Annotated in this window: 11 protein-coding genes; 4 read left to right on the forward strand and 7 right to left on the reverse strand. The window is 41.4% G+C overall.

The window, feature by feature from the left end; genetic code table 11:
* Positions 1-59 precede the first annotated feature (59 nt).
* The 4 genes from ACT3RM_RS14750 to proB form a co-directional block, all read right to left on the reverse strand.
* Positions 60-359 (reverse strand): 2OG-Fe(II) oxygenase, encoded by a 300-nt coding sequence (locus ACT3RM_RS14750; protein WP_441835963.1) that lies wholly within the window; start codon positions 357-359, stop codon positions 60-62.
* Positions 360-535: 176 nt separating this feature from the next.
* Positions 536-2,020, reverse strand: a complete 1,485-nt coding sequence (gene gltX / locus ACT3RM_RS14755; RefSeq protein ID WP_441835962.1) for a glutamate--tRNA ligase — start codon at positions 2,018-2,020, stop codon at positions 536-538.
* Positions 2,021-2,100: 80 nt separating this feature from the next.
* The gene (locus ACT3RM_RS14760) at positions 2,101-2,460 is read right to left on the reverse strand and encodes a glutaredoxin family protein (protein ID WP_441835961.1); all 360 of its coding nucleotides are present in this window, start codon (positions 2,458-2,460) and stop codon (positions 2,101-2,103) included.
* Between the two features lie 91 nt (positions 2,461-2,551).
* Positions 2,552-3,655 (reverse strand): glutamate 5-kinase, encoded by a 1,104-nt coding sequence (proB, locus tag ACT3RM_RS14765; protein WP_441835960.1) that lies wholly within the window; start codon positions 3,653-3,655, stop codon positions 2,552-2,554.
* A gap of 112 nt (positions 3,656-3,767) precedes the next feature.
* Here proB and ACT3RM_RS14770 point away from each other — a divergent pair, with 112 nt between their 5' ends.
* Entirely contained in the window at positions 3,768-4,736 is a 969-nt protein-coding gene (locus ACT3RM_RS14770; RefSeq protein WP_441835964.1) for a DMT family transporter, read from the forward strand.
* On the opposite strand, the gene ACT3RM_RS14775 is transcribed toward ACT3RM_RS14770, so the two are convergent.
* The 3 genes from ACT3RM_RS14775 to pdsO are packed head-to-tail and all read right to left on the reverse strand — an operon-like array spanning position 4,622 to position 8,075.
* Positions 4,622-5,221 (reverse strand): class GN sortase, encoded by a 600-nt coding sequence (locus ACT3RM_RS14775; RefSeq protein WP_441835959.1) that lies wholly within the window; start codon positions 5,219-5,221, stop codon positions 4,622-4,624. The two genes, ACT3RM_RS14770 and ACT3RM_RS14775, sit on opposite strands and share 115 nt — an antisense overlap.
* On the reverse strand, positions 5,214-7,322 hold the full coding sequence (locus ACT3RM_RS14780) for a marine proteobacterial sortase target protein (protein ID WP_441835958.1): 2,109 nt from the start codon (positions 7,320-7,322) through the stop codon (positions 5,214-5,216). Before ACT3RM_RS14780 ends, ACT3RM_RS14775 begins: the two co-directional genes overlap by 8 nt.
* 30 nt (positions 7,323-7,352) lie before the next feature.
* Complete coding sequence (gene pdsO, locus ACT3RM_RS14785; protein ID WP_441835957.1) at positions 7,353-8,075, reverse strand: sortase-associated OmpA-like protein PdsO; 723 nt, start codon at positions 8,073-8,075, stop codon at positions 7,353-7,355.
* A 223-nt stretch (positions 8,076-8,298) separates the two neighbouring features.
* Here pdsO and pdsR point away from each other — a divergent pair, with 223 nt between their 5' ends.
* From pdsR to ACT3RM_RS14800, 3 genes are all read left to right on the forward strand, one after another.
* Positions 8,299-8,982, forward strand: a complete 684-nt coding sequence (pdsR, locus tag ACT3RM_RS14790; protein WP_441835956.1) for a proteobacterial dedicated sortase system response regulator — start codon at positions 8,299-8,301, stop codon at positions 8,980-8,982.
* 5 nt (positions 8,983-8,987) lie between these two features.
* Positions 8,988-11,120 carry a proteobacterial dedicated sortase system histidine kinase gene (gene pdsS, locus ACT3RM_RS14795; protein WP_441835955.1) on the forward strand — a complete coding sequence of 711 codons (2,133 nt, stop codon included), beginning with the start codon at positions 8,988-8,990 and terminating at the stop codon, positions 11,118-11,120.
* A gap of 285 nt (positions 11,121-11,405) precedes the next feature.
* The gene (locus ACT3RM_RS14800) at positions 11,406-11,618 is read left to right on the forward strand and encodes a hypothetical protein (protein WP_441992728.1); all 213 of its coding nucleotides are present in this window, start codon (positions 11,406-11,408) and stop codon (positions 11,616-11,618) included.
* Positions 11,619-11,698 lie beyond the last annotated feature (80 nt).

Here is an 11,698-nt window from a genome sequence, read left to right on the forward strand (position 1 = left end):
CTATTGCCACGTGGCAATGTATTGTAGTGGTCAGGCTTATAATTACTGACAGCACTGCATTAAATATTTAATGCAAAGCTAAGTAGCACGCGCTTTCCAAACTCGATTTTAGATACGCTGTGTTCGTATTTATCGGGTCTGAACAAATACACGCGATTAAATAAATTTATAATGCATTTTGAGCATTTAAATACCCCACCCGCTTTAGGTTTCTCTAATACAAAATTGAGCTTGTAATAGCGCCCTTGCTGCACGGGGTCAATATGCTTCATTACGCTGTGATTGGTTGGGTAAGTAACAAGGTTTATCGAAAATTTATTACTGCTAAAAATAGCTTTGTTTTTAACGGTTGCGATCATGGATCATACTGCCTCCTTTGGGTTTACATGTCGCATTTTAGCATTTGCTAAAGCGCCAATGCTTGCGCTAAACAATATCAAAACGCGATGCCATATAACCAAACAGCCTGAAACAAAAAAGCCGAACTTATTTACTACCTAATAAGCTCGGCTTTTAAAAGTGTATTATTTAATCATTATGCACTTGGGTATGTGCGGTACGCACGCTCAATATTCTTCGCTTGTTTTTTAGAAACACCTAAATGAGCAAGTGCGACACGTAAGCGAGCACGTGATAAATCCGAGCCTAAAATTTCCATGGCATCAAGCACTGATGTTGATGAAGTTTTACCAGTAATAGCTACGAAAATAGGCTCTAAGAAGTCTTTAATTTTAAGCTCGTGGAAAGTAGCCACTTCTTTCGCAATAGCAAAAATAGCCGGTTTATCAAAGCTGCGTAAACCTTCTAATTGCCAAATAAAGAACTGTAATGCTTGGCGAATAACGTTTTCATCAGCCTTACCTGCGGTTAATAAAGCAGGATCATAAGTCGGGATCCCGCCTACAAAGTGCCCAGCTAAATCAACCATGTCTGACAAAGTATTAATACGCGTTTTCGCTTCAGGTAATACTTTAGCCAGCATTTCGCCATTAAACTTCCAATCAACAAACCGCTGTACAAGCTCTGCATCAGTGAGGTTTTCGCGGATCCAAGTACCATTTAGCCAACTTAGTTTATCCACATCAAAGATTGGGCCACCGAGTGATACACGTTTCATATCAAAGTGTTCTATCATTTCATCAAGGGTGAATTTTTCACGCTCGTCAGGCATTGACCAGCCCATGCGGCCTAAATAGTTAAGCAGTGCCTCTGGCAAATAACCCATCTCTTTATAGTAGTTAATTGAAGTTGGGTTTTTACGCTTTGACAGCTTTGATTTATCCGGGTTACGCAATAATGGCAAGTGTCCAAGTACGGGGGCATCCCAACCAAAATCTTCATATAGTTTTAATAGTTTTGGCGCCGAGTTGATCCATTCTTCACCACGGAAAATATGGCTAATTTCCATGTGATGGTCATCAACTACGTTGGCTAAAAAGTAAGTTGGAAAACCATCCGCTTTTAATAGCACTTGCATATCGACGTTTTCCCACGGGATTTCAATTTCGTCGCGCAGGTAATCGTTAAACTTAAAAGTGCCTTCGGTAGGAATGTTCATGCGTATAACATACGGCTTGCCAGCAGCTAAATTTGCTTTTATTTCATCTTCAGTAAGCTTTAAACCACGACCATCGTATTTAGGACGTAGACCTTCTGCCATTTGCTCTTCGCGCATTTTATCAAGCTCTTCGCTAGTTGCGAAGCAGTAAAACGCTTTACCCTCGTCTACTAACTGATGCGCATATTTTTTATATAAATCACTACGCTCAGACTGACGGTACGGGCCAAACTCACCGCCCACATCAGGGCCATGATCCCACTCAAGACCTAACCAACGCAGGCTATCCATAATAGCTTGTTCTGATTCTGGGGTGCTACGTACTTGGTCAGTATCTTCAATGCGAAGTACAAACTCACCACCTTGCTGCTTAGCAAAACAGTAATTAAATAGGGCAATATAGGCGGTTCCTAGGTGCGGGTCACCAGTTGGCGACGGGGCAACACGAGTACGGATTGTCATGATTATATTCTCTTTCAATGGGCAATAAAAACAACCCAAATGCAAACTTCACATAGGCTGTTTTTTAATAAGTTAACGGCTTAAGCAGCCACTTTATCTAAATAAGCAATAATATCGTTTGATTCATATAACCAGGTAACTTGGCTATCTTTTTCGATACGTAAACAAGGCACTTTAACTTTACCGCCTTGCTCTAATAATTCTTGGCGAAATTGCTCATTACCTTTGGCGTCACGAGTCTCTATTTTTAAACCTTGGCGTTTAATGCTGCGGCGCACTTTTACGCAAAACGGGCAGGCTTTGAATTGATAGAGTTTAAATTGTTCGGTTTTTTCATCAAGCAATGCTTGCACTTCCGCGGGGCGCTTTTTACTGCGCGGTGTAAAAATAAAATCAAAGAATAAGATTAAATTACCTAAAATCCAGCGAACTATTTTCATTTTTTACCCTATCGGCATCAATTTAAGGGCGTGGATTTTAACACAAATTAAGCGCGTGTCACATGCTGATAAAAATTGAAAGCCCCCTCAATTAAAGTAAAATCAAATCATCTCGGTGAATTACTTCTGTGGCGTAATCAAGCCCTAGCAATTGCGCTATTTCACTGGAGTGGCAGCCCTTAATTTTGGCGATTTCTGTTTGGCTAAAACGCACTAACCCTCGAGCGACTAGTTGCTTATCTTGACTGGCTAACTCAATTAAATCACCGCGCTCAAACTGCCCATGCGTTGCATATATACCTTTAGCTAATAAGCTAGCGCCTTGTTGCTGTAAAGCCGCAATTGCACCTGCATCGATAATTATTTGGCCACTACTTTTAGGCCCGGCTAACAGCCACTTTTTACGACCATCACGTGGGGCGGTAAGCTTTAAAAAACGCGTGCCAGGTAATTGCTCTGCCATGCAGTTTAAAATAACATTTTTACTCGCCCCTTGAGCAATGATCACCTCAATTCCTGCCCGTCTTGCAACATCAGCCGCTTGCAACTTAGTTGCCATACCGCCAGTGCCTAAGTTTGTACCACTGCCACCGGCGAGCTGTCTTAATTCATCATTAATGTCACTCACTTCTCTGATCAATGTGGCATTAAGATCGGTTCGCGGATCGCTAGTAAATAAGCCTTCTTGGTCGGTTAATAGTAAGAGTTTGTCAGCGTTAGCTAAAATAGCCACCAGCGCTGATAAGTTATCATTATCACCCACCTTTATTTCAGCCGTGGCTACCGCGTCATTTTCATTAATTATTGGCACGACATCGTAACTTAATAATGCGGTTAGCGTATCGCGGGCATTTAAATAACGCTCTCTATTGTCTACGTCCGCGCGAGTAAGCAGCATTTGCCCGACATTAACATCATACAATGCAAACAAGCTTTGCCAAATGTGGATAAGCTGACCTTGGCCAATAGCTGCCAGCATTTGTTTATCAATTAATGTTCGACCACAGGGTTTTAATAGTTGCTCTCGCCCTGCTGCAACAGCACCACTTGATACTATAACAACTTGATGACCTTGCATTTTAAGCTCACAACACTGACGTACCAGCTCTACCATGTGTGCTTTATCAAGTTTATCCGTGCCGCCTGTAAGAACGCTAGTTCCCAGCTTTACCACTATTACCTGTGCCCTGTTCATCTGTTTACTATTAAAAGTTTTGATAATTTACTTATACCAGTTATCGCTTTTTGAACAAGTTAAAAATATTCATGCTAGGATCGCTTTTTTAGTGCTTTTAAAAGCGGTGACTATGCCTGCGAGTTTGTGTTTAATTATTGCTACCTTTTTATGGGGTAGTTCGTTTATAGCCTTAAAATATGCCATTGCTATTTATGATCCTGCGCTAGTAATTTTTTTACGTATGTTAACTACTTTAGTCATGGCACTATGTTTATGGCGTTATGTGATTCGCTTTGAATATCATGAAGGTGATTGGAAATATTTAATTGCCATGTCGCTGGCGGAACCTTGCTTGTACTTTTTATTTGAAGGTCACGCTATGGAATATACTTCCGCCTCTCAAGCAGGAGTTATTGTTTCGTGCTTACCGATTATAGTGGCATTTTTAGCGTTTTTTATGCTTAAAGAATACATCAGTAAAGCCATTATAATTGGCTTTACATTTTGCATTGGCGGCAGTATTTTACTGACCTTGCTTTCACCTAATTCAGAGCAAGCACCCAACCCATTACTGGGTAATTTTTTAGAGTTAATGGCTATGATTTGCGCGGCATTTTATACCGTGTCAGTTAAACATTTAGTAGCGCGTTATTCACCACTGACACTGATTGCTTTGCAAGGCATTAGTGGTAGTTTATTCTTTGCCCCATTTTTATTATTTATTGATTTACCGAGTGAAAACCAACATGACTTAACGGCACTGTTAAGTATTTTATATTTAGGTTCGTGTGTCACCTTAGGTGGCTATGGCTTATATAACTATGCAATTAGCAAAGTATCAGTGCTTACAGCGGCGGCTTATTCTAATTTAATCCCTATTTTCACTTTGATTTTGTCTGCTATTATTTTAGGCGAAGTGCTCAACTTTGGCCAATGGCTAAGCATTGGCGTGGTATTTATTGGCGTAATGATAAGCCAGCGCCATCAAGAATTAGTAGTTGATGTTAATGATGACGATGAGGCTAAAGATGAAGATATTTTATCTGCCGATACTAACAACCTAAATTCAGTGCCCGCAGCCAAAGAGTCAAACGGGTAACACGTTAATAAATAAAGCCCGCTTTGATTTAAAAAATCATTGTGGGATTGATGTATTACTTCAATCCCACGCACCTTGTACGTATCAGTTTGGCCGTTTTGAGTCTGCAGCTTAAATTGCTCGCCTACTTTTACATGTTGTAAAAATGCAAAATGAGTGTCGTTATGACCAGCAATAAGCGCCCCTTTATTTGAGCCAAGCTTACCACTTTGTAAAAAGTGGCTTGGCGCAAACGCAAGATTACGACCGCTCGCACCAGCTAATACCGAAAGCTCTTTATTACGGCCAGGCCAGCTAAGTTTGGCTGTCACGTAGCTGTCAGCATAAAACCAAGGTTTAATATGCTCATTTGGTGCGCTGAGTGCTTGTTGCCAAGCATCATCAATTAAATACTGAGCAAGCCAAGCTTTAGCCTGCATATAGCCACCATGGCCAAACAAGCCAAGCCCTACCACTAACAACATAACCGTTAGCCACTTAATCATTTTTTACCTGCTTAAACTTAATCAACAATCCAGCCATAATAAGCAACATAAGCCCAAGTAAAATTTGCAGTCGGCTTTGCCCATCTGTTTGCGGTAAACGCATAGCCATACCTTGTGGCAGCTCATTTTGTACTTGTACGTTTTGCTCAGCAAAGATATTTGTAGATGTTTGCTCAACCGCGATAAAGGCAGTAAATGGGCTGAGTAATTGATGCTCAAGAGCTAAACTTTCAACCTCAGGTTTAACGACTTGCTGATCATTATATAAAAGTAGTGACTTGATTTTTTGCCGCGCCCAAAGCCTTGCAATGCCTTTAGCTTGTTGACCTTGCTGCGTGTTTAACTCAATTTCCAGAGGCCCCTGCGCTGTTTGTCCCTGCAAGGTAATGCCTTGTTGGTCGTCAAGTTTAATAGCTACCATTATCGGCTCAGAAAAATATAAATCAGGCAGAGGCGAAGGCCAATATTCAAGCGCTTGATTATTACTATTAGCGTTAGTGCTGTTACTTTTATTAGCACTACTTTGTAAAGCAAGCTGAGTAATAGCCGGATGCGCTAACTTATCAAATAACTGCTGCATTTTTGGCTTTACCTCAACGCTACTGCCTATAAAAGTAAAGCTACCCCGCCCGACATCTGCGGCGCGGCGCATAAAATAACTGTTAGGCGCGCTACCAATGCCAATGGTAAATAGGCGGCTATCACCTAATTTAGCAGTTATATGTTTAAATAAGGCATCTTCGTTACTAACACTACCGTCAGTTAAAAATACTACTTGGCGTACAAAACCGGCATGTTCTTTACCATCAAGTACCGCATCAAGAGCGCCTTTAATTTCAGTGCCGCCATCAGCTTGTAAGTTATATACAAAACGTTTGGCGCGGCGTAAATTAAAATCGTTCGCCACCACGGGGTTATCACTCATTGGCGTTACTTGATTATCAAAACCAATTATATTAAAGCTGTCGTCACTATCGAGTAACGATAGTGCATAATGTAGCGCGCTTTTTGCTTGCTCCATTGACTGACCATGCATCGAGCCTGAAGTATCAACTACAAATACCATTTCGCGCGGTAGGCGCTGGGTTTGCGTATAATGATCGTCCGGTGGCATAAGCATTAGTAAACCGTAACGTTCACTATTGTCTAATTGTTCAGTAAAAAAAGCGGCTTGTGCTTGCTCTTTTTGTAGTGGCTTAAACTCCAATAAAAAATCACGATTGAACGCACTTTGTTCATTTAATGTTACTTTATATTGCCCAAAGGCAGGATTTTTAGTCACTATATGATGATGTCTAGACTGAATATCAACAAGCTCTAAACCAACATCAATATTTATTGTTAAGTTAAATTCAGGAGTTGATGGCTCATTATTTATTTGCGTATTATAAACTGGCGCTAACCAGCCACTTGGTGTAAAAGCACTGCTTTGATTAGCAATCGATTCATCTGAAGCCACTTCATTTCGTGAATGTTCACTTTCAAGTGCCTCAGTGACAGTGTCATTAATTTCGCCTTTTATAGCATGGTAACGCGGCGTTATAGTAGTTGGAAAACGTATAGAAAAAGTGCCACTGCGGTAATCAATCACCTCTTGATATTTAAGCTCAATAATAACCTCTTCACCAGGTGCAATATTTGCCACATTAGTGATAAACATATTAGCGCGTTGCTGCTTTACCAGCGCGGCTTGTTTACCATCTTGTTTGGCCTGTTCAAAACGCGCTTCAGCTTGTGCTTTTTTGTCTATTTCTCCTTTAATAATGCGCTCACCAATACGCAGTGTCATGGCATGTACCGCACTTTCATCTGGCAGCGGAAATACATAACGCGCATTCACCGCAAACGGGTTTTCATTGCGATAATGCTGAGTTACCACCACATGGTTGATAAGCCCTGTTACCGTCATATGCGCGTTATTTTTTAAAATAACCCCTGGTGATACTTTTGCACCAGCACTATCGTACATAGTCAACGCGGGTGATGGCGTCGCTTCACTAAAGCTGCTGTAGCTACCAGCAAATAAGCTAATTATGATAAAAAGACTTACCCGCATAAAGCTCTCGCCACGGGTAAATACTTTGCTTTGTTTATTCAACATAATAGGTCACTCCCTCGAAAAAATAGCTAACTAGTTACTCACGGTTTGGTTATAGGCAGGCTCAGTAGGGCGCGTAGTTAAAGTAACTCGACGGTCAAAAATGTTGTCTTCAAAGCTATCGCTATCAGCCACTGTTTGCTGCTCGCCAAATGCCGTCGCGGTTAAGCGGCTATCTGCAATACCTTGCTTAACTAAATAATTTTGTACCTTAGCGACTCGTTCTTCTGAAAGCACTAGATTGGCGAGTTCATCACCGCGCTGATCAGCAAAACCATTTAAGTCGAGCTGTAAGTGAGGCTGGCTTTGTAATAAATTAACCAGTTGATCTAATTGATTAGCAAAATGTGGGGCGATGTCACTTGATCCTGTTTTAAATTGAATCGTCATCGCCATTAAATTATTCATTTGTGCAAGAGTTAAGCGCTCGTTGTTATCTTCAAGTTTATTCAGCTGGCTACTCAATTGTGCGTTATGCGCTAAAACATGTTGATAGTCATCCGTTTTATCTTGCATAACCTCTAAAGCACGTTGCTGCTCGAGCATTTTACCTTCAGCGACTTCTTGCTCGCCAATCAAGCCACCCGTAAATGCGCCAATAAATGCACCAACTGGGCCACCAACAATACCGCCAATCACGGCGCCGGAGCTTAGGCCTATTACGGTTTCTTTTTGTGTTACGTATGTGTCAGCGTGCGCTAAGTTAGGCGCTGCGATAATAATGGCGATTGTAGCTGCGACGATAATTTTTCTCATGATGTGCTCCTTCAGCTTCGTTACTTAATAAGTTGGCAACTCGTTGGTTGTCGAGCGACCGAGTTGGTATAAAGCTATTAAAACAACTTCAAGTGGCAGCAAAAGGGAGCAAAAAAGGCAAACTGCTGAGCAATTGTGGCAAAAAAAAGGCAATTGCCTTCTACCCCATACTCAAGGGAAAAAATTAGGTATAGTACAAACAGAATAATTGAAGGGACAGTAAATGAAAAAAGTAGCCATTGTTGAAGATGAAACCGCGATTCGCGAAAACTATATGGAAATGCTCAGCGCTCAGGGGTATAGCGTTAGTGGCTTTAGCAATCGGCAAAGCGCCGAGCACGCCTTTAATGATGCTCTCCCCGATTTGGCTATTGTTGATATTGGTCTAGATCATGAAATTGATGGCGGATTCTTGCTATGTCAAACTCTGCGCTCACTTTCTAAGACTCTACCGATCATATTTTTAACCGCTCGCGATAGCGAAATAGATACCGTTTGTGGCTTAAGAATGGGCGCTGACGATTACCTGACTAAAGATATCAGCATGGCGCATTTAGCAGCGCGTATTGGCGCACTTTTTCGTCGCATGGAAGCACTTGAGCAGCCCGCAGATGAAAACGAATTAATAAACCGTGGTCCCCTCACTCTAAATACTCAGCGCATGCAAGTATTTTGGCAGCAACAGTTGGTTGATTTAACCGTGACGGAGTTTTGGATGCTATATTCGCTCGCTCAGCGCCCCGGGCATGTTAAAAGCCGTAATGAACTAATGAGCGATGCCAAGATTTATGTTGATGATTCAACGATTACCTCTCACGTAAAACGTATCCGCAAAAAGTTTATCGCCCTTGATAGCAGTTTTGATTGCATCGATACCGTATACGGTATGGGCTATCGCTGGGAGTAAGTGTAATGATACGTTTTGGTTTGCGTAGTAAGTTTATACTACTGTCGTGTTTTTTGTTTTTATTACCTTGGTTAGGTTACGAATACGTATGGGAAATGGAAAAGTTTTTACGTAAAGGGCAAGAAAAAACTCTTGTGGGTACTACCCGCGCGCTCGCTACCGCGCTACACGAACGCCCTGCTTTATTTGACTCACAAACTAACTTTTTAGACCAAGTTATAAAGGGCCGAGATCTATACGCCTATAATCTAAGTAACCCAATTCAACTCGATGGTAAATTGTCTGACTGGCAGCCCTATCAGTCACTTTTTTGGCATTACGATGAGCGTTATTTACAAGGTACTAAAACAAACCACCAAGCTAGTGATTTATCGTTTGAACACATGGTAGGAAAATACGATAACTACTTATATGCGGTTTTTAAGGTAATGGACAATTCATTAATTTACCGAGCTAAAAACACCTTAAGTATTACCCGCAACGACCACTTACAAATCATGCTAAAAACCCCCGAAGGGGACTTTCAAAACTATATTGTTTCGCCGCGAAAAGATGGCTGGATAAATGCGTTTGATGCAAAAACCCGTACACCAATGACAAAAATACAAGGCTATTTTACAAGCACAGCAACGGGCTATAATATAGAGCTGCGCTTTCCTTTAAGCATGCTTGGCAATAAGCTCGGCTTTGCGATTGAAGATTGGGATGAAGGGAAGATTGAGTCACAAATAATGTCTACCTCAAACCTACAAAACCCCAATGATATTGGTTCGGTACTGGTTCCTTCACCAGAAATAAATCGCATATTAAAAGGTATGGGTCACAGCGGTAGCCGCATTTGGGTGCTTGATAAGCATCACAGAGTATTAGCCCAATCGGGCTCTATTCATCATGCTGATGGCGTATGGGCGGATGGACTAAACGAAGAACCAGCAACAACATGGTGGCAACGCTTTGAAAAAAATTACTTACATCCGCTTTATTATAAAGTACTAACTCGCCCTGAGAACGAATTTTTAGATACTTTGCATGATGTTGCTGCTATGCAAGGCACGCATATTGGTAAAGCGCTAAGTGGCGCGCCCGCTTCATCCTGGCGCCTAACCCCAGATAATAAAGCGGTTATCTTATCGGCCGCTTACCCTATTTGGATCCAGGATAAAGTAATTGGCGCAGTCGTAGCCGAAGAAACCACCAATGGCGTGCGTACTTTGCGTAATAAATCTCTTGAGAAACTATTCAATGTAATTTTAGCAGTGATGCTCATTGGCACCGTAACTTTGTTTTTCTTCGCAACTCGAATTTCTAGCCGCATTCGCCGTCTAAGAGATACCGCCGAGCAGGCCATTGATGCCCAAGGCCGTATAACTGGGAGTATAAACTACGCAGATTCAAACGACGAAATCGGCGACTTAGCTCGTAGCTTTGCCAATATTGTGAGTCGTCTCGGGGGTTATACTAGTTATTTAGAAACCATGTCATCGCGACTCTCTCACGAACTTAGAACCCCAGTCGCTGTAGTACGTAGCTCGCTTGAAAACCTACAGATGCAGCCACAATCTGAGCTTAGCCAAAAATACCTTGACCGTGCTAGTGAAGGAGTTGATCGTTTAGGTAAAATTATTACCACCATGAGTGAAGCCACTCGCCTAGAACAAAGTATTCTCAGCGCAGAGCCAGAGCCCTTTGACTTACAAGAGGTAGTAAACGGTTGTATGCAAGGGTATCAACTCACCTACCCAAACCAAACTTTTGAACTCGATATTTGCCAAACGTCATTACCTATGCAGGGAGCGCCTGAGTTCATTGCTCAGCTTTTAGATAAATTAATCAATAACGCATTAGAGTTCAGTCAAGCCAACAGCGCTATTCGTATAACACTTAAAGCAGAGCAACAGGCCGTTCTTAGTGTTAGCAACCAGGGCCCACTACTGCCTGACGGTTTAACTGAACATATTTTTGATTCAATGGTCTCAGTACGTAGCCAACAATTACAGCAGCAGCCTCATTTGGGGTTAGGCTTATATATTGTCCGTTTAGTATGCGACTATCATAAAGGCAGTGTTATAGCGGAAAATAACAAAAGTGAGGATGGAGTAATATTTACGGTAAAACTTCCCTCTTTTCATACTAAGTAACATTTCTACATATTTGTATGGTTAATGCTCACTTAAAATTCAGGTTGGCAAGTATAAGCTATCTAATACTTAATGCAGGAAGCCTTAGAGCGTGAGGAAATCGACTTTATATTCGATTTATATAGGCACAAGCAAATCAGTGATAGTCAGGTTAAACGAAGAACATGTAATGAAAGCAGAAAATCAGGCTACGCGAAGCTTAAAGCAAGCCAAAGATCCAAGTTATTTGACCTGATACTGCATAGTTCATTACAATAGTTCACCTTTCAAAAGTGATGCTTATCGATGAACAGTCACAATGCAAAAAAAGAGCTAATCTTACTGCCTATCCTGTTGGTGGTTATTTTACTTTGCGTCGCCGGCCATTTTTTACTACAAGCCAGCTTTCAAGACAACGACATAATAGAATACATGCTCGCAGCGCTACCTTTTGTGATGTTTGGGTTCGTGATTGTTGCCTTTAAAATAGCAACTAATAGTGAAGAAAAAGAAAAGTAGCAACTCTCCTTCTATTATCACACTCATTGTTGATACTTCGTTTCTGCCGTAATGACTCTTTCTAAATAGCACTGTTTTAC

This window comes from Pseudoalteromonas sp. AOP7-A1-14 (genome assembly GCF_052376275.1).
GTDB lineage: Bacteria > Pseudomonadota > Gammaproteobacteria > Enterobacterales > Alteromonadaceae > Pseudoalteromonas.